Consider the following 25,115-nt stretch of genomic DNA (forward strand, 5'->3'; position numbering starts at 1 on the left):
TGTAATTCCGGCAGCAGAAAGCGGGCATTCGAATGCAAATCGGCGAACTGGCGAAAGCCACCGCGACCAAGGTCACGACGATCCGCTTCTATGAGGGCATCGGCTTACTCGGCCGCCCCGCTCGCACGACCTCAGGCCGGCGCACTTACGGGGCGTCGGACACCGATCGTCTCAACTTCATACGAAACGGTAGGCGTCTCGGCTTTTCCATCGACGAGATCCGCTCCTTGCTCGCACTCGCCGATCAGCCGGACCGCGACTGCGGGGAAGCCACTGAGATCGCATCACGTCATCTCGCCGATGTTGAGGAGCGCCTTCGCCAGCTAGGCGCGCTGCGCGATGAACTGGCTGCAATGAGCGCTGCCGGCTGTTCGGCCAAAACGATGGCCGAGTGTCGCGTTATCCAAGCTATCGCTGGACCAACCGCATAACCCTGAACCGAGAACGGAAAATTACGTGATGCCACTACGGAGCCTCTGCGCCTCAACAGCTCTCCTGATGGTGGCTACGATCGCGATGGCAACGCCCGCCATCGCAGACCCGTCCGATGATTACATCAACGCCGATCGGCCTGGCATTGCGGACGGCAGCACAACCGTGGGAAAGGGTCGCTTCCAATTGGAGACCGCGATCCAGGCCGAGTTTCGTCACGACGGCGATGAACACGAGCGGACAATCTTCTTTCCGACCCTGCTCCGCTACGGCGTTGTCGACAAGGTCGAGTTACGGGTCGAGGGAAACACCTATTCATGGATGAGGCAGAAGGACGCTACCAATACATCATACTCAAATGGCTTCTCCCCCACATCGATCGGACTAAAATACAACTTCATTGATGTTCCGGAAGGTTCAAAGCAGGTCTCACTCGGCGCAATTGCTCGTATTTTCCCACCGTCTGGCTCTGGAGATTTCCGAAACAGCAAGACGACGGGAGATTTAAGGATGGCAGCCGACTGGGCGTTTGCCGACAACTGGTCGCTGAACCCCAACATCGGCGTTGGTGTTTTCCAGGACGACTCCAACCGCACCTATACGGCAGGGCTTGCGGCTGCCACGTTGAACTTCAATCCCAGCAAGACGCTGAACTTCTTCGTGGATACCGGCATCCAGGCTCCGGAGGAGAAGGGTGGCAGAGCGTCGGTCATAATCGATGCAGGCGTGGCTTACATCATCGGCCACGACATCCAGCTCGATCTCAGCGTCGGAACCGGCGTTGCCGGTTCAACAACGCCACATCCATTCCTCGCCGCTGGCTTCTCGAAGCGATTCTAGACGACCTCGCACCTCTCTCACATTGAGGCTTGCTCCTCCAGTGACTGTAGCATGTAAGTGAGACTGAACGCGCTACGAGAAGTAGGAATCGATTGAATTGTGGTGAAACGCAGCGTCGAAACGGCACCAACCGGGGGGGTCGGTCGGCGAACTGCTCTGGCTCGTCTGGGTAGCGGAGTGATCGCGACGATAATTCCGGTACGATCATGGGGAGCGGCAACCAAGCCGGCGCGACCTTGGCAGGGCTTCGCTTCCCCGCCAGTCTGGCGCCGCTTGGAGATCGGAACAGGCGATACGCTGATTACGTCGGCAACCGTGGCCGGTGCCGTTATCGAGGCGGTCCTGGACAGCGGCAGCGGCGCGACGATGATCAGCAAATCGCTGGCCGCGAAGCTCGGCATGACCAACCTGGAACCACGAAGGATCAACGGTCTGGGTGGCAAGGCAGAAGTTGGCTTGGTTCGCAACGTCGAGGTGGTGCTCGCCGGCCAGACGCATGTCCTGCCGTTCGCGATTGTGGCCGATCTCGGAGCGATCTCGGCTGCTTTCGGTCGGCCGATCGACATGATGCTCGGAGCCGACGTCCTTGCCGGCGGCTGCGTTGCCCTGGACTTCGCGACCAGACGTTTCGCTTTTGAAAAAGCGGGCAGCTTCGCCCCCGGCCCCGATTGGACGTCTTTGGTGCTCGGTCATGGCACCAAAAAAGAGCTGTTCGTGCTCGCCTCGATCGCGGGCCTGGATCCGGTCGCGCTGATGCTCGACTTCGGCAGCTCGTCGGCCTTGATGCTGTCCGCAGCTTATACTGATGCCCACTCCCTTTTAGCCGGCAAGATCACGTCGACAGCGGCCCTCGGAGGAATCGAGGGAGTGCACATCGTCAAAACATTCACTGCCGATAAGGTGGGCCTGGGCGCGCTCCAAGTAGCCTCGGTTCCGGCGCTCGCTCATGATCGCTGGACATCCGAAAGCACCGTGGGAAATATCGGCATGCCGCTGTTGGGGCAGTTCGATATCGTGCTCGACATTTCTCAGGGGCGATTGTGGTTGCGGCCCATCCCCGTGAAAGCCCGTTTGCCGATGCTGAAGGATAGAAGCGGCCTTGGACTTGCCGCGTCATCAACGGAACTGACTGTCGTTCATGTGGCCGCTGGGGGTCCCGCGGCGCGATCGGGGTGGGCGGCCGGCGATCGGATCGCGGCAGTGAAGGGCCTTGCGATCGACACGTCTTACACACGTGGCACGCTGTGGCAGTGGCGCTATGGGCCTGCCGGAGAGAAGGTCGCGCTGACACTCACCGATGGTACGACACGAACGCTCAAACTTGGCGACTACTACTGACGCTTGCGCGTTGAGCATGTTATTGCGAGCGGGTCTCAAATCGCTTGCTCCTACAGCGGCTAGAGGTTGTAAGGGGTCGGCATGTCGCCGCTCAACCTTCCTTTGAATATCGATGCCGCACCTCCAGGTCGCATGATCCAAGCCGCCTCCATGCGGCTCATTGCCGTCGCGCTCGCGATCTTAATGGGTTTGCTCATCCCGCTGACGGCACTGCATGCCGCGCCCAACGCAGATCCGAACGACGTCCAAACCGCGTGGCGCCTGCTCGACTATGTAGCGGTCGATTACAACGGCGCGGTCGAGGGCGGCCGGATAAAGAGCGCAGCCGAATATGCCGAGATGACGGAGTTTGCCGGCTCCGTATCACAGCGGCTTGCGGCGCTGCCGCCAAAGCCCGAGCGGGCGGCGCTGATCGCGGGTGTGGCGCGCCTCCAGAGCGTGATCGGGCGCAAGGGAACGCCGCAGGAAGTCGGGACGCTCGCACACGGGCTCGCAGCCGATCTACTGAAAGCCTACCCGGTGCCGCTCGCCCCGGCAGCACCACCGAGCTTTGCTCGCGGGGTGACGCTGTTTGGCTCCACCTGCGCAGCCTGTCACGGCATGACCGGCAACGGACATGGCCCCGACGCGGCCAAGCTCACGACGCCGCCGATCGCGTTCACGGATGTCGAACGCGCCCGCCAGCGCAGCGTATTTGCACTCTATCAGGCGATAACCCAAGGCATCGACGGAACGGCGATGCAGAGCTTTGCGGAGCTCTCAAACGGGGATCGCTGGGCCTTGGCTTTTCGCGCCGGCAGCTTCGCACTGACCGACGAACAGGCGCGGGAAGGGGAGCGATTGTGGAAGGCCGATCCGTCGCTCCGCCAGCAGGTGCCGGACCTCCAGACACTCGTGGCGCTCACCCCTTCCGCGCTCGCCGACAGTATCGGCGAGAAGCGGGCACTGGCGGTCATGGCTTATCTACGCCGTCATCCCGACGCTGTGATCGAACAGGCCCCTGCGTCGCTCTCGATTGTCCGGCAGAAGCTGGCAGCGAGCCTTGATGCCGCCCGCAAGGGCAATCGTCGCGCAGCGAAGGAAGCAGCGCTGTCCGCCTATTTGGATGGTTTTGAGCCCATCGAACCCACGCTGGGCGCACGCGATGCAACGCTGCTCGCCCGGATCGAGGGTGCGATGGGCGAATACCGCGCTGCCGTCGATCAGGGTGCGGAGCCCGACGATCTGGCGAACCGGGTGCTCGTCCTGAATAATCTGTTCGACGATGCCGAAGCGGCGCTGGCCCCTGGCGCCTCCAGCGATGCATCGACCTTCCTGGGCGCGTTTACGATCCTGTTGCGCGAGGGCTTGGAAGCCCTGCTCATCGTTGTTGCCATGATCGCCTTCCTCCGCAAAGCGGAGCGCTCGGAAGTCTTGCCCTATGTCCATGGTGGCTGGGTCGGAGCGCTTGTCGCTGGCCTGTTAACCTGGGTGGTCGCCACCTATGCGATCGGGATCAGCGGTGCGAGCCGAGAGCTGACCGAAGGGTTCGGTTCCCTGTTCGCTGCCGTGGTCCTGCTATCGGTCGGAATATGGATGCACGGCAAGGCGCAAGCTGATCAGTGGCAGCGCTATATTCGAGAGAAGATGACGCGCGCGTTGTCGGGTCGCTCGGCCTGGTTCCTGTTCGGACTGGCCTTCGTGGTGGTGTATCGCGAGGTGTTCGAAACGATCCTGTTCTACGCCGCACTATGGACGCAGGGGAATGGCGGTGCGCTTCTCGCCGGCGCGGGATCAGCAGTCGCGTTGCTCGCCGTGATCGCATGGGCCATGCTCCGCTACAGCCGCCAGCTTCCGATTGCCAAGGTCTTCTCCTACAGTTCGTGGCTGATGGCGGGGCTTACGGTGGTGCTCGCTGGAAAAGGCGTTGCGGCGCTACAGGAGGCAGGGATCATCGACATCGCTCCGCTTGCGGATGCGCCTCGGGTATCCATCCTTGGGATCTTCCCTACTTGGCAATCCATCTTGGCCCAGCTTCTCATGGTGCTGGCAATCCTGGCCGGATTTTCCCTTAACCGCCGTAAAGCCGCGCCGAATTTGAGCGTTGCAACGGCGGAATGAGAATGATCTGCCTTGTCGTTCCGTTGCCGGTAAAAGCCACGTCGGATCTCCGGAATAGAGGTGATTTCCGTCCACAAACGCGCGTTTAAGTGCGCCTGCACGGGCGGGGATAGCTATGTACCCCCGGGCTTCGTCTTGTTGACCGAAAACGTGATGATGGTCGTCCCGGTGCTCGCAAAGCAGCACTAGTTTCGACGGTCGCCGGCAGCGACCGTCGAAAACCAGCTATCATCCTACCTCATTGCGGTCTGATCGCCGTGACTTGAGCGTTCATGCCTTGTGCCTTTGCCGTGAAGGCGACCCGCTGCCCCGCCCGAAGGTTCTTGAGCAAAGCCGGAGGCGAGGCGCGGAAGGCCATGGTCATCGCCGGCCAACCGATCGCCGGTATGGGACCGTGCTTGATCGTGACGGTTCCTGCCCGCGGGTCGAGAGCCGTGATCGTACCCGTACCTTTGCCGACCTTTGCGGCCGACGCGGCCGGCGATGCTGGGGCGGCCACAGCGTTGGCGGTGAGGGGGGTGAGAAGCAGGACAAGACCTGCCCGAAGTATAGACGAGACTTTCATGATGCACTCCTTTTGGAACTGGTGAGACCTCGCTGCCGCAACAGCATGTAGGCGGCGGGCAAGAGGAACAGGGATAGGAGGGGAGCCGTCAGCATTCCGCCGATCATCGGTGCCGCGATGCGGCTCATGACCTCTGAACCGGCACCGTGTCCGACAAGGACGGGGAGCAGGCCGGCGATGATGACGGCAACGGTCATCGCCTTGGGCCGAACCCGCAGCAGAGCGCCTTCGCGGATTGCTTCGACGACTTCCTCTTTCGTAGGCGAAGGACCGCGAGCGGCGAGGGCGTGTTTCAGATAGATCAGCATCACGACGCCGAACTCTGCAGAGACACCCGCCAGGGCGATGAACCCCACCCCCGTCGCGACCGACTGCGCATAGCCGAGCAGCCAGAGGATCCAGATGCCTCCGACCAGAGCGAAGGGCAGGGTCCCCATGACCAACGCCGCCTCGTCGAGCCGGCCGAACGTCAGGTAGAGCAGCAGGAAGATGATCGCGAGCGTCGCTGGAATGACGAGCATCAGCCGGCTTTCGGCACGCTGCAGATACTCGAACTGCCCCGAATAGGCGATCGATACGCCGGGGCTGAGTCGCACCCCCTTCGCAACAGCGCGCTGCAGGTCGGCAACGGTCGAAGCCAGGTCACGGTCGCGGACGTCGACATAGACCCATGTCGATGGTCGCCCGTTCTCGGTCTTGAGCATTGGCGGCCCCTCGGCGACCGACACCGCCGCGACCGTGCCGAGCGTGATCTGCTGACCCGTGGCAGTCACTATGGGAAGCGTCCGCAGCCCTTCCAGGCTGTCTCGCAACTCGCGCGGATAGCGAACGCTGATGGGATAGCGCGCCAGGCCCTCGACCGTTTCCCCGATCGTCTCGCCCCCAATTGCGCCCGCGACGATCTCCTGAACGTCGGCAATGTTGAGGCCGTACCGGGCAGCGCTCGCCCGATCGATGTCCACGTCGACGTAGCGCCCGCCGGTTAACCGCTCCGCCAGGGCGGAACTGACGCCCGGCACGGTCTTTGCAATGCGCTCGACGCTAGCCCCTATCCGGTCCAGCTCGGCCAGATCGGCGCCCGACACCTTGACGCCGATCGGACTTTTGATGCCCGTCGCCAGCATGTCGATCCGATTTCGGATGGGCGGCACCCAGACATTGGTGAGCCCGGGAACGCGAACCGTTCGGTCCAGCTCCTCCACCAGCTTCGCTGGCGTCATCCCCGCGCGCCACTGGTCGCGTGGCTTGAACTGGATCGTCGTCTCGAACATCTCCAGCGGGGCGGGGTCGGTCGCCGTTTCGGCCCGGCCGGCCTTCCCGAACACGGTTGCGACTTCAGGCACGGTTTTAATGAGGCGATCGGTTCGTTGCAGCAGATCGGAAGCACTGGCGGCAGAGAGGCCCGGTAACGCCGATGGCATGTAAAGCAGGTCGCCCTCATCCATCGAGGGGATGAACTCGCCTCCGAGCCGCGCGAGCGGCCAGGCTGTCGTTGCCAGTACCACAATGGCGACCGCGATCGTCACCCAGGGGCGCGCCATCACCCGGTCCAGGGCGGGCCGGTAGAGGCGGGTCAGGCCTCGGTTGATGACGTTGTCCTGCTCGGCAGGGATGCGACCCCGGATCAGCCACCCCATCAGCACTGGGACGAGCGTGATGGAGAGAATGGCAGCTGCCGCCATCGCATAGCTCTTGGTGAAGGCGAGCGGTGCAAACAGCCGGCCTTCCTGAGCTTCAAGCGTAAAGACGGGCACGAACGAGAGCGTGATGATGACGAGGCTGAAGAACAGCGCCGGACCGACTTCCGCGGCAGCTTCGGTGATGACCTGCCAGCGCTCCTCGCCTGCGAGCGCTTGGCTAGGGTGGTCATGCTCCCAATGCTCGATCCGCTTATGCGCGTTCTCGATCATGACAATGGCCGCATCCACCATTGCACCGATCGCAATGGCGATCCCGCCCAAGGACATGATGTTGGCGTTAACGCCCTGGACGCGCATGACGAGCAGGGCGGCGAGTACGCCGAGCGGCAGGGTGACGATCGCGACCAAGGCCGATCGAACGTGCCAGAGGAACAGCCCGCACACGATCGCCACAACGACGAACTCCTCGAGGAGCTTGCTCGACAGATTCTCGACCGCGCGATCGATCAGTTGCGACCGGTCGTAGGTGGTGACGACCTGCACGCCGGGGGGAAGGCTTCGCCTCAGCTCGACCAGCTTGGTTTTCACCGCCTCGATCGTCTCCCGGGCGTTCTTGCCTTGGCGCAGGATGACGACACCGCCCGCTACCTCTCCCTCGCCATTGAGATCCGCGATGCCCCGTCGCATCTCAGGGCCGATCTGGATGGTGGCGACGTCGCCCAACGTCACCGGGACACCGGCCCCGGCGACCCTCAGCGGAATTGCGCGAAAATCATCGACGGTACGAAGATAGCCCGACGCGCGAACCATATACTCCGCCCCACCCATCTCCAGCACCGAACCGCCCGCCTCCTGATTGGCGCGGCGGATGGCTTCCACCGTCTGGGCGTGGGTGACGCCTAGCGAAGCAAGCCGGGTCGGGTCGAGCAGCACCTGGTACTGCTTCACCATGCCCCCGATGCTGGCCACTTCAGCGACACCGGGGAGGGTTTTCAACTCGTAGCGCAGGAACCAGTCCTGCAGCGATCGAAGCTGAGACAAGTCGTGGCGGCCGCTGCGGTCCACCAACGCATATTCGTAGATCCAGCCCACACCGGTGGCGTCCGGGCCGAGGGCGGCCTGTGCCCCTTGTGGCAGCCGACCTTGAACCTGGCTCAGATATTCGAGCACGCGGGAGCGTGCCCAATACAGGTCCGTGCCCTCGTCGAAGATCACATAGACGTAGCTGCCGCCGAAGAAGGAATAGCCGCGCACGGTCTTGGCGCCGGGCACGGACAGCATGGTAGTGGTCAGCGGATAGGTAACCTGGTTCTCCACGATCTGCGGCGCCTGGCCCGGCCAGCTTGTCCGGATGATGACCTGGGTATCCGATAGATCGGGCAAGGCATCGACGGGCGTGGCCCGCAGCGCGAACACGCCGGCGATGGCAAGTGCGAGCGCTGCCAGCACAACAAGGAACCGGTTGGCGACGGACCAGCGGATAATCTTGGCGATCACCGGCTGCGCTCCTGCATGATGCGGCGCAGGGTCGGGCCTTCCGATGGCTGGTCGAAACCGAACCGAACACGATCTCCCTTCTTGTAGCCGCGCAGCAGGGCGGGATTGGCAACGCGGAAGCTCATCGTCATCGCCGGCCACCCGATCGCCGGCACTGGCTCATGAGACAGCGTTATCGAACTCGCGTCCAACGTCTCCACACGCCCGACTGTCTCATAGACTTGACCAGTCGCAGCCGACGGCTGTTTTGGTTGCGGCTTCGCTTCACCGCCGATCGGCCGCGCATCGAGGCCTGCAAGGCTGGCCTCGGAATCGATCAGGAACTGGCCGGATGCCACGACCTTCTCGCCCTCGGCGAGCCCCGCAAGAATTTCTGTTTTCCCGCCACCTTCGGTGCCGGTTCGCACTTCAGCGGGTCGGAACCGCCCGCCGGGGCCAGCGAGCATGACGAGCGTGCGGCGACCGGTGCGGATCACGGCCTCGCTGGGCACGAGCAGCCTATCGCGTGAATCCTGCCCGAGTGCGACGCTGGCGAACATGCCCGGCCGAAGCCTGCCGCCTCTGTTGGCCAGTTCGATCCGCACGGTGAGCGTGCGGGTTTCGGCCTGCGCCTGAGGCAGAATGGCAGTAATCCGGCCTGCGAAGGTCTCCCCCGGGAAAGCCGCAAGCGTGGCGGTTACGGGAGTGCCGACGCGCAGCGTGCCGGCGCCCGCCTCGGGGACGGCCGCGTTCAGCCAGACAGTGCCGAGCCCATTCACCTCAGCGAGGGTCTGGCCCTGCGCCAAGGTCATGCCCTGTCGCACGCTCAGCGTCTTGATGACCCCGCCGATCGGCGTACGGATCGTCGTTCGCCCGCCGGTCGAACCGGTCATACCGAGAAGCGTCATGCGTTGGCGTGCGGCCCGTGTCAGGGAGGCATCCCCGGTACGCCGAACCGCCTCGTACTCGGCTTGCGCACCTGCCCATTCAGGAACCAGGAGGTCGGCCAGTGGCGCTCCAGCGGACACCACGTCACCGGGCGCGCGTGCATAAACACGTTGAACGAAGCCGGCGCTGCGAGCCTGGATGACGGCGAGGGTGCGCTCGTCGAACTCAATGCTGCCCGTCACGGTCACCGCGTTGGCGAGCGTCCCTCGCTCGGCCGACACGATCCGCGCTCCAAGGCGCTGCATGCTGCCAGCATCGATAGTGACCCCCGGCATGGCATTCGCGCCGGTGCCATCATCGGCATATCGGGGGATCGTCTTCATCCCCATGGACGAGAGACCCGGACCGTCATGATGTTCGGCCGGGATCATGGGGTCATACCAGTAGAGGATCTTGCGCTGGTTCGTTTGGGCCTGCTGCGTTGGCGAGCTGGCCGTGTTCCCAAGCCGCGCGATGCCAAAACCGATGCCGCCTGCCACAAGGGCAAGCGCACCAGCAGCAGTTGCAAGGCGGGCGCGGGTCATGTTCGTGCCTCTCATCGGTCGTCGCTCCCGAAGGTGATTGTGAGCCGGACGGCATCGGAAGCGACATCCGCCTCGCGATCGAGCGCCGTCAGCTCCGCGTCGGCCAGGGCCGTCTTGGCATCGATGATGTCCGTAAGATTCGCCCTACCGGCGGCATAGCTCGCCGTTTCCAGGTCGGCGCGCTCCCGAGCGAGCGGGAGAAGTACGCGTAGCGCCCGCTGCCATTGGCTATGGTGCATCTCATGGTCGGCCAGCGCGGCGTCGAGGCCGGCTGCCAGAGTGCGCCGCGTCTCCTCGCGCTGTGCTTCCGCTTGCGCTTGAGCAGATCGGCGTGCCGCGATACGAGGATCCTGGCGCGACCGAGCGAACAGCGGCAGGCTCATCGACACCCCCGCCGATACCATGTCTCCGTAGCGAGGGTCACGACGCTGGTACGCCACTTCGGCACCCCAATCCGGACGCTTTTCTGCACGTGCCGCGTCCACATCAGCCTGGGCACGATGAATGCTCGCGTCGGCGGAAACCATGTCGGGATGCTGCTCAAGCGCCGTCCGCAGCTTCGCCGGCACCAGGTCGATCACCGGCACGTCGCCGGCGATCTCGGGTGCCGGAACGCCCGTCCAGCGAGCCAGCATCGCGCGGGCGCGCGCAACTGCGGCGACCAGCTCGTCGCGCCGATCCTCCAGCCCGGCGATGGCCTGGTTGATACCCAGGCTCTGGGCCGGACGGGCCGTCCCAGACGCCACAGCGGTGCGTGCAGCAGAGGGAAGCGTACGCAACGAACGGATGATCGCGTCGAGTGCTGCCAATCGTCGTTCAGTATAGGCAAGATCCATCCACGCCTGTCCCGCCCCCAACCGGACTTGCCGAAACTTGACCTCCTGAGACGCTTGCGCGGTGACGATCGCCGCCCGAGCCTGCGCCTGAGCGGCATGGCGCTTGGCGAGATTGGGTAGGTCCTGCTGAAACCCGACCCGCCCCATCGTCATGTCGTCGCGGGTCAGCGAGAAGGCCGGGGGTCCCGAGATCGGATAGTTATCGACGCCGATCGACAGCCGTGGATCGGGGAGGCTTCCGGCGGCGCCGGCCTCTGCTTGGGCAGCTGATACCCCTGCACGCGCTGCGGCTGCCCCTGGGGCGTTTGCAACCGCCCCGCGTATCGCTTGGTCGTAAGTCAGAGATTGCGCCTGCGCGGTGCTCGCTGAAAGCACCGCGACGGCCAGCATCATGGATGCGCGCATGGCTAATTCCGTCTGGAAGGGATGATACGATCACACGCTCGCCCCGCGCTCTGGCAAGAAGGCGAGGCACGACCGCGATCGGGTCAGCTCAGACGGTGGGCGGTTGTAGTTCCGGCATTAGGTCGCGGCCGGCCAAGGGTGCATCCACGGCGCGGTAGGCGACGGGAGGCAGGGGAACGCGTGGTGCCGTCAAAGGGAGACGGTCCTGGATGGTCATGGGAATCATGCATCCCATCTGCGCGATGCACGCAAGCGTGAGCCCCTTGCAGGGTTGCTCGTGCGTGGCCTCCGGCATTCCTTCCGTGCCGGCGCAATCCATTCCCGTCGGCATGGCATGGCTCGCCTCCATCGCAGGCGCGAGCGCGGGCCCACCTGCATAGGCAGCCTGTTGACCGAACAGGCCAACCAATGCTCCCAAGAGGAGAAGGAGGGAAAGATGACCTTTCACACCGATACGGTCGGGCGTGGGGGTGCGGGTGTCAACGACTATCCGCCGTGGTGAGCGAATACTCGCCGCCCACCGGGTCCGAACGCAACGACGTTGTAGGGCTGGGCCGTCATGCCCGGCATCTCCATGCCCGGCGAGCCCATCGGCATCCCGGCAACCGCGAGCCCCGTCACACCCTTCGGGTGCGTTGCCAGAGCCCGCTTCATATCGGCGATCGGCACATGACCCTCGAACGTTATGCCGTCGATAATAGCCGTGTGGCACGAGGCCAAGTCCGCAGGTACGCCCCGGGCCTTCATGAACGCGGGCCGGTTCGCGTCGTCGACGACGCGGACCGCGCGACCGAACTGAGCCTTCACCTGCTGCGCCCACTTCTCGCAACATGGGCAGCCCGGATCGCGATGCATCAGCACCGGCCCGGCAGCCAAGGCTGCAACCGGCATGGCGAACGCTGCAACAGCGGCGAGAAGGCAGATGCGGGTCATATCTGTTCCTAGATGGTCGCCCCACCACAGGCAAACCCTGCGGTGGGGCGGGGGCCGATCACTGTGCAGCCTTGCCGTGCGCCCGCAGCCAGGCGTTCAGCTCGCCGACTTCCTTGTTCTGCTCGGCGATCGTCTTGGTCGCCATCTGGCGGACCTTTGCGTCCTTGGTTTCGCGCAACACTATCTGCGACATGGCAATGCCGCCGCGATGATGCTCAACCATTTTGCGGACCCAGGTCTCGGTCGCATCGGCGCCCATGGCCGACATCATCTTCTGATGCATCTGCATTTCAGAGGGCGGATAGGGGTTCGCCGGCGTCGGCTGCATCATCTGACCGTGGTTCATGCCCGAATGATCCATGCCCTGCATCTGGGCGATGGCCGGAGCGGCGCCGAGCGCGGCCGCGAGGGCCAGAACAGTCATCTTCTTCATCGTGTCTCTCCTGGGTAAACGCCCCCGCCCACAGGAGAGATACGGGCGCGCGGACCGTATCCCTCACGCCCGTGATCGAATTCAGCGGATCGGCTGAAGGGTATCAACTCCGACGCTCTCATCAGTTTCAGGCGGGGGAGGGGGAACCTGCTTGTCACGATAGGAGGGCAGGTCGGGCGCATTCGCAGGCGTAGGATTTGCCTCGAGCCTGGCAATGGCCCGCTTCATCTGCGTGATCTCACGAACCTGAGCATCGATGATTCCGTCCGCCAGCTTGCGAACCTCGGGGTCTTTGATGTGAGCGCGCTCGCTCGTCAGGATCGCGATCGAGTGGTGCGGGATCATGGCTTTCATCCAGCTCACGTCGTCCACCGTCTCCTGACTGCGGACGAGCCACAGCGCGAGCGCGAACACCACGATGCTACCCCCGATGATCGCGGCATTCGTCCGTTTGTTCTTGTACATCGACCACATGAAGAGGAGCATGATGATCGCCATCGTGGCGCCCATCACGAACGCCATCCAGAACCGTGTCTGACTGAATTCGATATGCCCGAGGGCATAGACGTTCACGTACATCAGCCCGAACATGACAACGGTCGAGGTCGCCACCATTGCCGCGAAGCGACCATAGCCCATCCCCATGTTCATCTTGCCTTCGTGGTCATCCATCATGCGACTCCCTGTCTGGACATATGCCCCCCGGCTTTGCGGCGCGCCCGTCTCGGCCAGCGCATGAAGAGAAGGATTGCGCCGGATACCGCAAAGACGAGACCGCCTGCGGCGAAAGCGTTGAGCCACGGCGTGTTGAACCGCTCGTGCTCCGTCCAATCCATGATGTGGAGACCCCAGAAGAAATCGTACAGCCGCCACGTTCCTGTCCGGACCGACGTGAGCCGTCCCGTCTCGGCCGCTACGTAGATGCGGGTGGCGTCATTGTCGGCGAACGTCGCACGCCAAGCGGGCAACGCCCCGCGATACTCGGTGCTGGGTCGGTCGACCCGCTCGATGGTGGGCGCGGGCAAACCATTCCCTCGATACGCCTTCTGAGCGATCGTCCCTGCGGCCTTGGCATCCAGTGGCGGGAGCGGCGCAGCCGTGCGCGCGTCCAGCAGACGGATGTGACCATCCGCCAGCTGCGCCTCGACGATCGGCCGCCCGAGCAGCATGCGGTGCTGAAGCTGTCGGACCGGCGCTCCGACCGACGCGAGCAAGGCAGGCAACGGTGCGAAGCCTTGGGTGCTCGACAGCGCCGGCTCGGCGTTCCGTTCGATCCGATGATCGCCGTGCACGGTGTCGATGGGGAGCAGGCTCATCACAAGGCCGCTGGTGAACCAGACGATCGCCTGCGCGCCGATCAGGAGAGCAAGCCAGCGGTGGATCTTGCTCGCTCCAAGGTGGAGGCGGAGCCGCGGGCTCAGAACCAGGTCCTCACGCCGGCGACGAAGCTGAAGCCCCCCGTGTCGTCGCCACGCGCCCGCGAGAAGCGCGCGGTGTCGCCGAACTGCCGTTCCCACGACACGCCGATATAGGGCGCGAACTCACGGCGGCCCTCGTAGCGAAGCCGCAAACCGGCCTCCAGGTCCGTCAGCCCGGAGCCGATCCCGTTATCCCGCACGTCCTGGGCCGCAAAGTTGGCCTCCACCCTAGGCTGGAGAACAAAGTAGTTGGTGATGCGCTGGTCGTAATAGCCCTCGGCGCGGGCGAGCACGTCCCCCTTGTCGGAGAGGAACAGCGCGCCCTCGACCTCGAATTGGTAGGGAGCCAGGCCTTCGATCCCGATCGTCGCATAGGTGCGCGACGGGTTCGGCTTGAAGTCGTAGCGGACGCCGGCCTGGAGGTTCCAGTAGGGATCGAGGGCGTGGCTGTAGAGCGCCTGCACCTCGGCGCTTTCCAGTGATTTGCCGAAGCTGCCTTCACCCTCAGACTTCAGCCACAACCGGTTGATGTCGCCTCCGACCCAAGCTTCGCCATCCCAGCGGTAGCCGTCGCGTCCCTTGCGGGCCTGATACTCCGCGAGATTGAAGAGCACCTGATAGTAGGTCATCCCGCCATGCTCGCGCCGCAGATCGTTTTCTCGCGAGCTGGCCATGGCATCCGCCCCCCAGACACGATCGGCGAGATGATCGCCGGGCGGCGCGGGAGCGGGCTTGTTGCCGGGAGGAAGGTCGGTCCCGACCCTGGCGCCTGCCTGACTACTACCCTCCATCGCCATACCGGGCATCGCGCTCATGTCATGCCCGGCATGCGGGTCCTGCCCCGCTGCTGCCGGAGAGCCCATGCCGGGCATGGCGGACATGTCGTGGCCGGCGTGCGGGTCCTGGGCGGGCGCGGCCTGCTGCCCGCCCATGTTCATTCCCTGCATCCCGCTCATGTCGTGACCGGCGTGCGGATCGGCCGCCCGAGCCGGCGCGGTCGGCGCACGACGGGGGGCCGCACGCCGAACAGGGGCCTTCCGCTTGGCCGCGGGTTTCGCGGCTGCTTTCCGTGTGGGCGTGGGAGTCGCCTTGGCCGCGGGCTTTGCCGGCATGGTCATCCCCGGCATGTTGTGCATGGAATGATCCATGCTCTGCCCGAACACGGGGCTGGCGACGACTGCCGAGGCGAGGCCGGCGAGAAGGAGCGACCGGTTCACGCTGCCGCCTCCCCGGCCTTGCGGACCTGGACGACGCGCATCATGCCTGCGTGCATGTGGTAGAGCATGTGGCAGTGGAACGCCCAATCGCCTTCCTCGCCTGTCACGTCCCAGCTCACCGTGCCGCCTGGCTGGACCAGCACGGTATGCTTCCGGGGCGCATAGGCGCCTTTCCCTGTCACCAGGTCGAAGAAGTGACCGTGGATATGAATCGGATGGCCCATCATCGTGTCGTTGATGAGGGTGACGCGCACCCGCTCGCCGTGCAGCAGGGTGATCGGATCGGGGCTCTCCGACAGCTTCTCGCCATCGAAGCCCCACATGTACCGTTCCATGTTGCCGGTAAGGTGGAGCTTGATCTCGCGCTCGGGTGCCCGCGTGTCGGGATTGCGGTCGAGCGCAACCAGATCGCGATAGGTGAGCACGCGGTGCCCGACGTTCTCCAGTCCCTGACCTGGCTCGCCGGTGCGATCGACGGGCATGGCCGAAATGGTCTGGACGCCTGGTCCCTTCTTCACGCTCGGGGCTTTCGAGAAGTCGCGCATGTTCATGCCGCCCATGTCCATACCGGCCATCGGCTGCCCATCCGTCATGCCCGGCATGGCACGCGACCCGTGATCCATTCCGGCCATCGCGCCGCTCTGACCCTGCGGCGCGGTCATCCCGGCCATGGCGCCGGCAGCAGCGCCGGTCGCGCCATGGTTCATCTGGGAATGGTCCATGCCCTGCATCGAACCGGCACCCGCGCTCTGGCCCATCGTGCTGTGGTCCATGCCCGCCATCGATCCAGCCTGCGCGCCCATTGCTCCGCTCCCCATGCCCTGCATGGAGCCGTGATCCATGGTGCTCATGTCATGGCCGCCCATGCCCATGTCCTTCATGGTCGCGAGCGGGCGCTTGCGCAGTGGTGGGACCTCGGCCGCCATGCCCTCGCGGGGTGCGAGCGTCGCGCGCGCCATGCCGGACCGGTCGACGCTCTCGCCCACCAGCGTATAGGCGCGCATGTCGGGCGGCGTGACGACCGCGTCATAAGTCTCGGCCGGACCGAATTGGAACTCGTCAATCTCGATCGGGCGCACGTTCAACCCATCGGCCGCGACGATCGTCATCGGCAGGCCGGGGATGCGGACGTTGAAGGTCGTCATGGACGATGCGTTGATGAAGCGGAGCCGCACCCGCTCACCCGGTCGGAACAGAGCGGTCCAATTGTCCTTGGGGCCATGGCCGTTAACCAGATAGGTGTAGGTCGAGGCGGTCACGTCGGCGACATCGGCGGGGTCCATCCGCATCTTGCCCCACATTAGCCGCTCTTTCAGCGGCTGATCCTTACCGGCCAGCAGCCCGCCCAAGGTCTGGCGCTGACGGTTGAAATAGCCCGACTCCTTCTTGAGGCGGTCGAACAGGTAGTGCGGGTGTTGGAAGCTGTGATCGGACAGCACGATGACGTGCTCGCGATCGAACTGCACCGGGTCGGGGTCCTTGGGGTCGATCAGGATCGGGCCGTAGTGTCCCTCTTGCTCCTGAAGCCCCGAGTGGCTGTGATACCAGTAGGTGCCGTTCTGGATGATCGGGAACTCGTAGGTGAAGGTCGAGCGCGCGGGGATGCCCGGGAAGTTGATGCCGGGCACACCGTCCATCTGGAAGGGCACCAACAGCCCGTGCCAGTGGATTGACGTCTCTTCGTCCAGCTCGTTCACGACGTGGAGGCGCACGTTCTGCCCCTCGCGCAGGCGGATGAGCGGGGCGGGTACGGTGCCGTTGATGCCGATGGCATGGCTCTGCCGCCCGTCGATCATCATCATCTGATGCGCGACCTTCAGCGTGATGTCGTCGCCCGACACGGTCGGCAATGGCTTGGCGATCCCCGCGGACACTGGCTGCGCCCACGCCGGCATGTAGGCCGACAATGCAAGGCCGCTTCCGGCTAGGGTGGCACCGCGCAGCACTTGGCGGCGGTCGAGAACGCGCGACATGAAAGCTCCTCGAAGGGTGGGCCGCTACCGGCCCGTCTTAATCCTTCTACGCGTCCCGCGCGGCCATCCCTTGTTCGGCGCTCAACTTTTCGAGGAGGCGCGAACGGGCACGGTAAAGGCGGGTTTCGACAGCCTTCTGGCTGATCCCCAACACCTCGGCGGTTTCGGCTTGGCTTAAACCTTCGATAGTGCGCAGCACCAGCGCTTCCTTGAGGTTCATGGGCAGGGTCGAAATGGCACCTGTCACCCGGTCCAACTCCTGGCGGTCGGCTGCGCCGTCGTCGACCGCAACCCGATCGTCCACCACAGCTTCGGCGCGGCGATCGATGGGAACCGCAAAGGAGAAGAACCGGCGCACCGTGCGCTTTCGCGCCCAGTCACGGCACTTGTTGATCGCGATCGTCGAAAGCCACGCCTTCATGGCGCGCTGTCCGTCGTAGCGCGGGAGAGCCTGGTGTGCGGCGACGAACGTCTCCTGCACCAGGTCGAGCGCCTCGTCCGGTTCGCCGACGCAAGCCCGCGCGAGCCGGAACACCGGCTGTTGGTAGCGCCGCACGATTTCGGCAAAAGCGGCCTGCCGACCGGCAATGCTGAGCGTCGCCAGCTCGCCATCGGACAGCGTGGTCCAATCGAGGCTCACCCCTGGCCGTCGGTGAGCGCCTTCACCACCGCAGCATCGAATTGGGAGGTCTGATCGGCTCGCAGAAGCTGCCGCATGGCGAAGATGTGCGCCAACGTAGCCTTCTGCAGCTCGCCCATCGCGGCATGGCTCTGATCGACCGCGGCCGTGACCCGCGGGCCGTTGCCGTGCTCGGCCTCGATCGCCTCGGCGAGCCGGGCATTGGTCGCGCGCAACTCCAGCTCGAGAGCGCGCCGTTGCACCGCGAACCGGTCCTCCAGAACCTTCAGCTTTGCCTGCTGATCGGCATCGAGCGCGAGCTTGTGGTGCAGGACCTCGTGCAGCGCGGCACCCGGCTGCTTGGGATGGGGCAACAGCGCACGTCCGACGAACACGCCCCCGATCGCCGCGACAAAGGCGAGGACGACACACAGAACGACGCGCTTGGTCGAGGTCATGGCTCGCCGATCAGCAAAGTTGAGGGTGCGAGCGGCGAAGCCCCACCGAGCGGTGCGAGCGACACCGCGGGGCTCGCGGTCGCCGGCAATTCGGCGCCGATCATGCCGATCGCCAATGCCGCGACCGCCACCACACCAATGCCGAGCCCGGCCTGCCGCACGACCGGCCGGGTGCCAATGCGCGCGAGAACACGTGCTTCGACGTCGTCCAGAGCGGCCGGAACAGGTGCTCCCGCCAACCTCGCCAACGCTCTGTCCAGATCATCCATGTTTTCCACTCCGCCCCTCTAACACTGGTTACGCAGCGCTGCCCATCATCCCTCATCGCTAGCGTGAGGGGTGCGCACCTGCGCCGCGTAGAATGGACAGAACACCACGGAGTAACCTCATGCGTCGCGCCCTAGTCCCTGCCGCCCTTGCCATTCTCGGGCTCGCCAGCGCCGCCCAGGCTCACCCTAAGTTGCTGTCCGCCTCACCGGCGCCGAACGCGACGGTCGCCAAGCCCGCGCGTCTCGCGCTTCGGTTCAGCGAAAAGCTGATGCCGAAGTTCTCGGGCGCGGATCTGATAATGACCGCGCATCGGGGCACCGCGCACCCGCCTATGAAGGTTGCGACTGCGGCTGGGGTCGCGGAGGATGGCCGCACGCTCGTCGTCACGCCCAAGGGGCCGCTCGCACCGGGCCGCTACAGCGTCGCGTGGCACGTGGTTTCCGGCGACACGCACCGGGTGGCCGGCAACTTCGCCTTCGCGGTCAAGTAACGGTGGACACCGACTGGCCGCTGATCGCGGTCCGCTTCGCGCTCTATGCGACACTGAGCGGGCTGTTCGGCCTGTCGGCTTTCAGTCTCTATGGCCTCAAGGCCCGCGAGCGCGCCGATGCGCTCGCACTGCGGCCCTGGCTCGTCGGAAGCGGCCTGCTCGGCCTCCTGTTCTCCGGGATCGGCCTCGCGCTGCTCGCGGCTGCGATGGCCGGGGCGCCGCTCTGGCCGGTCGATCAGGAGGCGGTCGGGATGCTCCTCTCCGGGTCCGCGACGGGCACCGCGTGGGAAGCGCGCGTGGCTGCGCTCGTGGTGGCCTCGATCGCGGCCCTCGTGGCGGCCGGTCGCGCGGCTCTGCTCGGCCTAGTGGCGTTCGCTGCGGGCGTGGCGCTCGCCACGCTTGCTTGGGCAGGGCACGGCGCGATGGACGAGGGCGCAGTCGGCTGGGTGCATCTGGGCGCGGACATTCTCCACCTGCTCGCTGGCGGGGCCTGGGCCGGAGCCCTGCTCGGGCTCGTGCTTCTCGTCGCTCGGCCGGCCGGTCGCGTCGACGCCGCCCATCTGACCCTGACGCACCGCGCACTGCACGGGTTTGGCTTGGTGGGCACGATAATGGTCGGCACGATTGCCGTCACCGGGATCGTCAATGCCTGGTTGCTGGTCGGCGTTGCCAATCTGCCGAACCTCGCCGCTACGGTCTACGGCCAGCTTCTGATCGCCAAGCTCGTCCTCTTCGGCGCGATGCTCACGCTTGCGTCGTTCAACCGCTTTCGGCTTACGCCGGCGTTCGAGCGCTCGATCACCGCGGTCGATCATCATGGCGCGCTTCGCGGCCTGCGGCGCAGCCTCGCAGTTGAGGCGAGCTGCGCGGTGGCGATCCTGGCGCTCGTCGCATGGCTGGGAACACTCGAACCGCCCGCTTCGGCGATGTGAGGGGCGGGCGGCCTAATGCCGCCCGCCTCGCCGCTCAGGCGGCCATCTTCTCGCATTCCTCGGCGCAACGGTTACAGGCCGCGACGCAATCCTCCATGCCGGCGAGCCCTTCGCAACTCGCCGCGCACGCCCGGCAAATCTCGGCGCACTCGCGGCAGATATGACGATGGTGTTCGGACTTGCGGGCCATGAAGTCGATCGCGACTGCGCAAATCTGCGCGCAATCGGCCATAATTTTCATGTGCTGCGGCTCGGCGTGCTTCCCACCTGCCTCAAGGCAGTGGTTCATCGCCATATAAAGACAGGTGATATGGCATTCGTGGCAGGCGTCCATGCACGCCTTCATCGCCGGGTCCATCTGATGCATCAGTCATTCTCCGTCTTATCCCCGCCTTAAAGGGGATACGCGCCAGATCGCATTTTCCCTCGCCTGCTTGGCCCTTTTCGAGGGGCAACGCCTTCGGCCGCGTAGCTCATATTAGGCGGCTTGGGCGCACTGTCGCGGGTTAAGCTCGATCGGCCTTGACCCTGACACGGTGTCAGACCCTACATGCCTTCGGGTCGAAGGAGTTACGCCATGAACGATCCTCATTCTCATGCCCATACCGGGGGTTGCGGCTGCTCAGCAAAGTCAGCCGAGCCGGCTGCCGCGCCCGCTTCATGCTGCTCTGGGGCCTCTACCGCGTCAGTGCCAGTCGAGCAGGCCGGCAAAATGGGTGGCTGCTGTTCGGGACCCAAGGTGCCCGGCGACGCGACCAAGGCAACGGACCCGGTGTGCGGCATGACGGTCGATCCGGCGAAAACGGCGCACCATGCCGAGCACGCCGGCCATGAATATCATTTTTGCAGCGCCGGGTGCCGGACCAAGTTCGTGGCTGATCCGAACGCCTATCTCGGCGATAAGCCAAAAGCTGAGCCAACAGCGACGCCGGGCGCGATGTGGACGTGCCCGATGCACCCGCAAGTCCGCCAAGAGGGGCCGGGCACGTGCCCTATCTGTGGCATGGCGCTCGAGCCCGAAGAACCATCGCTCGACGACACACCCAACCCCGAGCTGGTCGATTTTACACGCCGGCTGTGGGTGGCCGGCGCACTGACGATCCCGCTCCTCGTCGTTTCGATGTTTGCCGAGATGCTCGGCATCAATGTCGTCAGCCCCACGGTCTCGCCGTGGGTCCAGCTCGCGCTAACCGCACCGATCGTGCTGTGGGCGGGCTTGCCGTTTTTCGAGCGAGGGTGGACCTCGATCCGGACCCGCCATCTCAATATGTTCACGCTGATCGCAATCGGGGTCGGCGCGGCCTTCCTCTACAGCGTGGTCGCGACGCTCGCGCCAGGCCTGTTCCCTGCGACGTTCCGGATGCACGGTGGGATGGTTCCGGTCTATTACGAGGCGGCCGGCGTCGTGGTGACGCTGGTGCTGCTCGGGCAAGTGCTCGAGCTGCGCGCCAGGGCGGCAACCGGGCGCGCGATCCGAGCCCTCCTGGATCTCGCTCCCAAGACAGCTCGGCGGCTGCGGACTGACGGCTCCGAGGAAGAGGTCGGTCTTGCCGACGTCGCCGCTGGCGATCGGCTGCGGGTCCGTCCCGGCGAAGCGATTCCGGTCGATGGCGTGGTGGTCGAAGGCCGTTCGTCGGTCGATGAATCCATGCTCACCGGCGAGCCTGCACCGGTCCTCAAGGAAGTTGAGGCGGCCGTCACGGGGGGCACCGTCAACGGCACGGGTAGCCTGATTATGGAAGCCCGCGCCGTCGGCGCGGATACGATGCTGGCGCGGATCGTCCGCATGGTCGCCGAAGCGCAGCGCAGCCGCGCCCCGATTCAGGCGGTCGCCGATCGGGTGTCGGGATGGTTCGTGCCGCTGGTCGTGCTGATCTCGGTGGTGACGTTCGTGGTATGGTCGCTAGTCGGCCCTGAGCCGCGCATGGGCCATGCCCTGCTCAACGCTATCGCCGTGCTGGTCATCGCCTGTCCGTGCGCGCTCGGGCTCGCCACACCCATGTCGATCATGGTCGGCACCGGGCGCGGCGCGACAGCCGGGGTGCTTGTCAAGAATGCGGAAGCCTTACAGGGGCTAGAGAAGGTCGATACGCTCGTCATCGACAAGACGGGCACGCTCACGGAAGGCAAGCCTAAGCTGGTCGCGTTCGAGACGGTCGGCGCAGTCGCGGAAAACGACATGCTCGCGCTTGCCGCGGCCGTCGAAGGGCAATCCGAACACCCGCTCGCTCACGCGATCGTCGTTGCCGCCAAAGAGCGGGCATTGCAGCTCGGCAAGGTAGCGGACTTCGCCTCGCAAACCGGCCTGGGTGTCAGCGCCACGGTCGACGGCCGCTCGGTCGTCATCGGCAATGCCGCGCAAATGAGCCGGATCGGCGCTGATCCCAAGCCGGTCGATGCCGCGGCTGATCGCCATCGTAGCGAAGGCGCGGGTGTCATCCTGGTCTCGATCGATGGGGCGCTCGCTGGCTTGCTGGCGGTCGCCGATCCGGTGCGGGCATCGGCGCGCGACGCCATTGCCGCGCTGCGCAAAGAGGGATTGCGCGTCGTCATGCTCACCGGCGACAATCGTGGGACCGCGGATGCGGTCGCGCGCGCGGTAGGCGGTCTCGATGACGTACGCGCCGATCTGCGGCCGGAAGACAAAGCGCGCATCATAGGCGAGTTGAAGGCAAGCGGCGCCAAGGTCGCGATGGCCGGCGACGGTATCAATGACGCCCCGGCGCTTGCCGCTGCGGACGTGGGTCTGGCGATGGGCACGGGAACAGACGTCGCGATCGAAAGCGCCGGCATGACGCTCACGCGCGGCGATCTGTCGGCGATCGTGCGGGCGCGCAAGCTCGCCCACGCAACGATGCGCAATATCCGCCAGAACCTGTTCTTCTCGTTCCTGTTCAACGGCATCGGCGTGCCGGTCGCGGCGGGGGTGCTTTATCCCGTCGCCGGCATTCTGCTCTCGCCGATGCTAGCCGGTGCGGCGATGGCGCTCTCGTCTTTCACTGTCGTTCTGAACGCGCTGCGGCTCAACGCGGTGAAGTTGTGAACATCGGAACGGCGTCGGACGCCAGCGGCGTCTCTCAGCGCATGATCCGCCACTATGAGAAAATCGGCCTCGTGCCTGCGCCGCCTCGGCGCGGGAGCTACCGGGATTATTCAGAGGCCGATGTTCACCGGCTGCGCTTCATTGCCAATGCGCGCGATCTGGGGTTCCCGATCGAGGAGATCCGCACACTCCTCGGCCTCTGGTCGGATCGCAGCCGTTCGAGCAGCGAAGTAAAGATGCTCGCCCAGGCGCGCGCCGATGAACTTGGGCGTAAGGCGGCTACGCTCGAAGCTATGCGATCGACGCTGCTGGACCTGGTGAACCGCTGCCACGGAGATGATCGACCGGACTGCCCGATCCTTCGCCGTATGGAAGCATAGGGTCGCGCCTACTCGCTGGCGCGACGAGCAACGCCGTCCCGCCACGGGCGTTGCGAAAAGCGAAGCGTGATCCGCAAAGTCGCCACACGACCGCGGATTGTGTCCATCGTGCGACCCAACTCGCGGACAATCTGGCTAATGGTCTGCTTCCCAGCCACACGCCGCCGAAGTTCGGCGTCGTCCTCCTCGTCCAAGGCGCGCCGCGCCGGGTGGTCACCTCAATTTATCCTTATGGTTCTTCCGATCATTTCCGGCTTCTCGTTGAACCGACTCGAGCGGGGCGAACGAATTTACTTTGGATGACATTGTCGAGCCAATGCTCAAGGTAGCCGTGAAGATAACGCGTCGATCAACCGGCATTCGGCGATCGTTGTGGCGTCGCAGCGCCCCCATTTGACGATCTCTTCACGCAGCGTCTGTAGGCCGGCGAGTTTGTGGTCGATCTCTGCGATGTGCAGCACCGCCATCTCGTCAACTGCATCGCACGATCCGCGCGGATCGTCCGCCAGGCGGAGCAGGTCACGCACCTGATCGAGCGTAAAGCCCAAGTCGCGCGAGCGCTTGATGAACGTCAGGCGATCAAGGTGCGACTCATCGTAAAGGCGGTAATTGCCCCCGCTCCGACGCGGTGCAGCGATCAAACCCTCACCCTCGTAAAAGCGGACGGTCTCGACCTTCAGCCCGGTGCGCTTCGCAATATCGCCGATCTTCATGGATGAGCCCTTGACCCTCTAGTGACATGAGGGTGCATATGGGGGGTCCGACACACGAATCGAGTGCATCATGGCGGACGACTGCTGTTCCAGGAAAGGCGACACGATCGCGCAGTTCGGCCGTAAGACCGATCAACGACGCGTGCTGATCGCCGTCATGGTTATCAACTTCGTTATGTTCGTTGCCGAGTTCGGCGGGGGGGTGTTCGCGCGGTCGTCCGCACTGATGGCGGACTCAGTCGACATGCTCGGCGATGCCGTGGTCTATGCACTCAGCCTCTATGCGTTGAGCCGCGGCCCCCGCTGGGAAGCCGGGGCGGCACTGGCCAAGGGCGGCATCATCCTCATGTTTGGCATCGCGGTCGTATTCGAGATCGTCGACAAGGTGGTCAACGGCGTTTCGCCCTCGTCTTCACTAATGCTGGCGTTCGGCGGTGCCGCGCTCGTCGCCAACCTGACCTGCCTCGCGATGCTGTGGCGATTCCGGTCGGAGAACGTGAATATGTCCAGCACGTTCGAGTGCTCGCGCAACGACGTGGCGTCAAACGTCGGCGTACTTATTGCGGCCGGGTTTATCGCCATGACCGGCGCGGCATGGCCCGATATCGCGGTGGGCGGCGTCATCGCGCTCATCTTCCTGCGGTCAGCGTGGCGTGTTCTCGCCGAAGCGATCCCGGCATGGCGAGAGACCCGGCCGGTAGCACCGGAAGTCTTGCGATGACACTCGGACGTATTTCGACTAGACGGCCTGAAATGCTGCGCAGGCTCTGGTCCCTTTTGCTCGTCATGATTGCGTCGTCCCTGGTGATGACGGCGACCGTGCACGCGCGCGAGGTTGCAGGGCCGGTGACTATCGAGTGCAGCGGCACAGTGCATAGCGACGGCGACGCCGATCAATCGCAAGGCGATGCCGACAAGGCGGTGCCGCACCACCATGCCACCTGCCACGGACAGTTACTGAACCTGCCAGCGAGCAACGCGCTGCCGTTGATGGCATGCGCTGACGGTCTGCATCCGTTCCCCGCACCCGCCAGTGCCATCGCGTCGCATCTCGTCGATCCCGCGCTGAGGCCCCCGGCCGCCTGACGACACCCGCTCGCCGGCATCTGCCGGCCCGACGTGTTCTGTCAGG

26 protein-coding genes are annotated in these 25,115 nt (G+C 64.8%); 10 read left to right on the forward strand and 16 right to left on the reverse strand.

Annotated elements, in window-relative coordinates; genetic code table 11:
• The first annotated feature begins 32 nt into the window (after positions 1–32).
• The 4 genes from NLI89_RS11925 (at position 33) to NLI89_RS11940 (ending at position 4,710) form a co-directional block, all read left to right on the forward strand.
• Entirely contained in the window at positions 33–431 is a 399-nt protein-coding gene (locus tag NLI89_RS11925; protein ID WP_145147252.1) for a MerR family transcriptional regulator, read from the forward strand.
• A 67-nt stretch (positions 432–498) separates the two neighbouring features.
• Entirely contained in the window at positions 499–1,272 is a 774-nt protein-coding gene (locus tag NLI89_RS11930) for a transporter (RefSeq protein ID WP_159513016.1), read from the forward strand.
• A 273-nt stretch (positions 1,273–1,545) separates the two neighbouring features.
• Positions 1,546–2,610 carry a retropepsin-like aspartic protease gene (locus NLI89_RS11935; RefSeq protein WP_236559360.1) on the forward strand — a complete coding sequence of 355 codons (1,065 nt, stop codon included), beginning with the start codon at positions 1,546–1,548 and terminating at the stop codon, positions 2,608–2,610.
• Between the two features lie 150 nt (positions 2,611–2,760).
• Positions 2,761–4,710, forward strand: a complete 1,950-nt coding sequence (locus NLI89_RS11940) for a cytochrome c/FTR1 family iron permease (protein ID WP_159513029.1) — start codon at positions 2,761–2,763, stop codon at positions 4,708–4,710.
• Positions 4,711–4,948: 238 nt separating this feature from the next.
• Here NLI89_RS11940 and NLI89_RS11945 read toward each other — a convergent pair whose 3' ends face one another.
• From NLI89_RS11945 to NLI89_RS12010, 14 genes are all read right to left on the reverse strand, one after another.
• Positions 4,949–5,275, reverse strand: a complete 327-nt coding sequence (locus tag NLI89_RS11945; RefSeq protein ID WP_159513018.1) for a copper-binding protein — start codon at positions 5,273–5,275, stop codon at positions 4,949–4,951.
• Positions 5,272–8,412 carry an efflux RND transporter permease subunit gene (locus NLI89_RS11950; RefSeq protein ID WP_159513019.1) on the reverse strand — a complete coding sequence of 1,047 codons (3,141 nt, stop codon included), beginning with the start codon at positions 8,410–8,412 and terminating at the stop codon, positions 5,272–5,274. The genes NLI89_RS11945 and NLI89_RS11950 overlap by 4 nt, the downstream gene beginning before the upstream one ends.
• Positions 8,409–9,863, reverse strand: coding sequence for an efflux RND transporter periplasmic adaptor subunit (locus NLI89_RS11955; protein WP_234422475.1), 1,455 nt, complete (start codon positions 9,861–9,863; stop codon positions 8,409–8,411). Before NLI89_RS11955 ends, NLI89_RS11950 begins: the two co-directional genes overlap by 4 nt.
• 11 nt (positions 9,864–9,874) lie before the next feature.
• Positions 9,875–11,104: a TolC family protein gene (locus tag NLI89_RS11960; RefSeq protein WP_151989806.1), complete on the reverse strand. Its 1,230-nt coding sequence runs from the start codon at positions 11,102–11,104 to the stop codon at positions 9,875–9,877.
• 88 nt (positions 11,105–11,192) lie between these two features.
• Positions 11,193–11,552 (reverse strand): hypothetical protein, encoded by a 360-nt coding sequence (locus tag NLI89_RS11965; RefSeq protein ID WP_221211910.1) that lies wholly within the window; start codon positions 11,550–11,552, stop codon positions 11,193–11,195.
• 38 nt (positions 11,553–11,590) lie between these two features.
• On the reverse strand, positions 11,591–12,037 hold the full coding sequence (locus NLI89_RS11970) for a DUF411 domain-containing protein (RefSeq protein WP_151989805.1): 447 nt from the start codon (positions 12,035–12,037) through the stop codon (positions 11,591–11,593).
• A gap of 58 nt (positions 12,038–12,095) precedes the next feature.
• A complete protein-coding gene (locus tag NLI89_RS11975; RefSeq protein WP_151989804.1) occupies positions 12,096–12,470 on the reverse strand; it encodes a DUF305 domain-containing protein in 375 nt (124 codons plus the stop codon).
• A gap of 81 nt (positions 12,471–12,551) precedes the next feature.
• The gene (locus NLI89_RS11980) at positions 12,552–13,145 is read right to left on the reverse strand and encodes a DUF305 domain-containing protein (protein ID WP_409349185.1); all 594 of its coding nucleotides are present in this window, start codon (positions 13,143–13,145) and stop codon (positions 12,552–12,554) included.
• Entirely contained in the window at positions 13,142–13,897 is a 756-nt protein-coding gene (locus tag NLI89_RS11985; protein ID WP_151989819.1) for a PepSY domain-containing protein, read from the reverse strand. Before NLI89_RS11985 ends, NLI89_RS11980 begins: the two co-directional genes overlap by 4 nt.
• The gene (locus tag NLI89_RS11990) at positions 13,888–15,036 is read right to left on the reverse strand and encodes a copper resistance protein B (protein WP_151989818.1); all 1,149 of its coding nucleotides are present in this window, start codon (positions 15,034–15,036) and stop codon (positions 13,888–13,890) included. The genes NLI89_RS11985 and NLI89_RS11990 overlap by 10 nt, the downstream gene beginning before the upstream one ends.
• 65 nt (positions 15,037–15,101) lie before the next feature.
• Positions 15,102–17,078: a copper resistance system multicopper oxidase gene (locus tag NLI89_RS11995; protein WP_151989803.1), complete on the reverse strand. Its 1,977-nt coding sequence runs from the start codon at positions 17,076–17,078 to the stop codon at positions 15,102–15,104.
• 46 nt (positions 17,079–17,124) lie between these two features.
• Entirely contained in the window at positions 17,125–17,718 is a 594-nt protein-coding gene (locus tag NLI89_RS12000; protein WP_151989802.1) for an RNA polymerase sigma factor, read from the reverse strand.
• Positions 17,715–18,155 carry a periplasmic heavy metal sensor gene (locus NLI89_RS12005; protein ID WP_151989801.1) on the reverse strand — a complete coding sequence of 147 codons (441 nt, stop codon included), beginning with the start codon at positions 18,153–18,155 and terminating at the stop codon, positions 17,715–17,717. Before NLI89_RS12005 ends, NLI89_RS12000 begins: the two co-directional genes overlap by 4 nt.
• The gene (locus tag NLI89_RS12010) at positions 18,152–18,424 is read right to left on the reverse strand and encodes a hypothetical protein (RefSeq protein ID WP_151989800.1); all 273 of its coding nucleotides are present in this window, start codon (positions 18,422–18,424) and stop codon (positions 18,152–18,154) included. Before NLI89_RS12010 ends, NLI89_RS12005 begins: the two co-directional genes overlap by 4 nt.
• Positions 18,425–18,543: 119 nt before the next feature.
• On the opposite strand from NLI89_RS12010, the gene copC reads away from it, so the two are divergent.
• Together copC and copD are read left to right on the forward strand one after the other, a co-directional pair.
• Complete coding sequence (gene copC, locus NLI89_RS12015; protein WP_151989799.1) at positions 18,544–18,915, forward strand: copper homeostasis periplasmic binding protein CopC; 372 nt, start codon at positions 18,544–18,546, stop codon at positions 18,913–18,915.
• Between the two features lie 2 nt (positions 18,916–18,917).
• Positions 18,918–19,847 (forward strand): copper homeostasis membrane protein CopD, encoded by a 930-nt coding sequence (copD, locus tag NLI89_RS12020; protein WP_151989798.1) that lies wholly within the window; start codon positions 18,918–18,920, stop codon positions 19,845–19,847.
• A 34-nt stretch (positions 19,848–19,881) separates the two neighbouring features.
• Here the strand turns inward: copD and NLI89_RS12025 are convergent, their stop codons facing one another.
• Entirely contained in the window at positions 19,882–20,214 is a 333-nt protein-coding gene (locus NLI89_RS12025; protein ID WP_145147227.1) for a four-helix bundle copper-binding protein, read from the reverse strand.
• A gap of 414 nt (positions 20,215–20,628) precedes the next feature.
• On the opposite strand from NLI89_RS12025, the gene NLI89_RS12030 reads away from it, so the two are divergent.
• Complete coding sequence (locus NLI89_RS12030; protein ID WP_234422476.1) at positions 20,629–22,890, forward strand: heavy metal translocating P-type ATPase; 2,262 nt, start codon at positions 20,629–20,631, stop codon at positions 22,888–22,890.
• Positions 22,887–23,270 carry a MerR family DNA-binding protein gene (locus tag NLI89_RS12035; protein ID WP_151989797.1) on the forward strand — a complete coding sequence of 128 codons (384 nt, stop codon included), beginning with the start codon at positions 22,887–22,889 and terminating at the stop codon, positions 23,268–23,270. The genes NLI89_RS12030 and NLI89_RS12035 overlap by 4 nt, the downstream gene beginning before the upstream one ends.
• Positions 23,271–23,590: 320 nt before the next feature.
• Here the strand turns inward: NLI89_RS12035 and NLI89_RS12040 are convergent, their stop codons facing one another.
• Positions 23,591–23,983 carry a MerR family transcriptional regulator gene (locus tag NLI89_RS12040; RefSeq protein WP_151989796.1) on the reverse strand — a complete coding sequence of 131 codons (393 nt, stop codon included), beginning with the start codon at positions 23,981–23,983 and terminating at the stop codon, positions 23,591–23,593.
• A 70-nt stretch (positions 23,984–24,053) separates the two neighbouring features.
• Between NLI89_RS12040 and NLI89_RS12045 the strand changes: the two genes are divergently transcribed.
• Both NLI89_RS12045 and NLI89_RS12050 read left to right on the forward strand, forming a co-directional pair.
• The gene (locus tag NLI89_RS12045; protein ID WP_151989795.1) at positions 24,054–24,704 is read left to right on the forward strand and encodes a cation transporter; all 651 of its coding nucleotides are present in this window, start codon (positions 24,054–24,056) and stop codon (positions 24,702–24,704) included.
• A 32-nt stretch (positions 24,705–24,736) separates the two neighbouring features.
• The gene (locus tag NLI89_RS12050; RefSeq protein WP_151989794.1) at positions 24,737–25,069 is read left to right on the forward strand and encodes a hypothetical protein; all 333 of its coding nucleotides are present in this window, start codon (positions 24,737–24,739) and stop codon (positions 25,067–25,069) included.
• Positions 25,070–25,115 lie beyond the last annotated feature (46 nt).

The organism is Sphingomonas faeni, assembly GCF_024273235.1.
In the GTDB taxonomy this organism is placed as follows: Bacteria; Pseudomonadota; Alphaproteobacteria; order Sphingomonadales; family Sphingomonadaceae; genus Sphingomonas; species Sphingomonas faeni_A.

Coding starts and splice junctions, on each gene's coding strand:
- NLI89_RS11925 (WP_145147252.1), top strand. CDS start 33: ATGCAAATCGGCGAACTGGCGAAAGCCACCGCGACCAAGGTCACGACG.
- NLI89_RS11930 (WP_159513016.1), top strand. CDS start 499: ATGGTGGCTACGATCGCGATGGCAACGCCCGCCATCGCAGACCCGTCC.
- NLI89_RS11940 (WP_159513029.1), top strand. CDS start 2,761: ATGCGGCTCATTGCCGTCGCGCTCGCGATCTTAATGGGTTTGCTCATC.
- NLI89_RS11945 (WP_159513018.1), bottom strand. CDS start 5,275: ATGAAAGTCTCGTCTATACTTCGGGCAGGTCTTGTCCTGCTTCTCACC.
- NLI89_RS11955 (WP_234422475.1), bottom strand. CDS start 9,863: ATGACCCGCGCCCGCCTTGCAACTGCTGCTGGTGCGCTTGCCCTTGTG.
- NLI89_RS11960 (WP_151989806.1), bottom strand. CDS start 11,104: ATGCGCGCATCCATGATGCTGGCCGTCGCGGTGCTTTCAGCGAGCACC.
- NLI89_RS11970 (WP_151989805.1), bottom strand. CDS start 12,037: ATGACCCGCATCTGCCTTCTCGCCGCTGTTGCAGCGTTCGCCATGCCG.
- NLI89_RS11975 (WP_151989804.1), bottom strand. CDS start 12,470: ATGAAGAAGATGACTGTTCTGGCCCTCGCGGCCGCGCTCGGCGCCGCT.
- NLI89_RS11980 (WP_409349185.1), bottom strand. CDS start 13,145: ATGATGGATGACCACGAAGGCAAGATGAACATGGGGATGGGCTATGGT.
- NLI89_RS11990 (WP_151989818.1), bottom strand. CDS start 15,036: ATGGATCATTCCATGCACAACATGCCGGGGATGACCATGCCGGCAAAG.
- NLI89_RS11995 (WP_151989803.1), bottom strand. CDS start 17,078: ATGTCGCGCGTTCTCGACCGCCGCCAAGTGCTGCGCGGTGCCACCCTA.
- NLI89_RS12005 (WP_151989801.1), bottom strand. CDS start 18,155: ATGACCTCGACCAAGCGCGTCGTTCTGTGTGTCGTCCTCGCCTTTGTC.
- NLI89_RS12010 (WP_151989800.1), bottom strand. CDS start 18,424: ATGGATGATCTGGACAGAGCGTTGGCGAGGTTGGCGGGAGCACCTGTT.
- copC (WP_151989799.1), top strand. CDS start 18,544: ATGCGTCGCGCCCTAGTCCCTGCCGCCCTTGCCATTCTCGGGCTCGCC.
- NLI89_RS12025 (WP_145147227.1), bottom strand. CDS start 20,214: ATGCATCAGATGGACCCGGCGATGAAGGCGTGCATGGACGCCTGCCAC.
- NLI89_RS12030 (WP_234422476.1), top strand. CDS start 20,629: ATGACGGTCGATCCGGCGAAAACGGCGCACCATGCCGAGCACGCCGGC.
- NLI89_RS12040 (WP_151989796.1), bottom strand. CDS start 23,983: ATGAAGATCGGCGATATTGCGAAGCGCACCGGGCTGAAGGTCGAGACC.
- NLI89_RS12045 (WP_151989795.1), top strand. CDS start 24,054: ATGGCGGACGACTGCTGTTCCAGGAAAGGCGACACGATCGCGCAGTTC.
- NLI89_RS12050 (WP_151989794.1), top strand. CDS start 24,737: ATGCTGCGCAGGCTCTGGTCCCTTTTGCTCGTCATGATTGCGTCGTCC.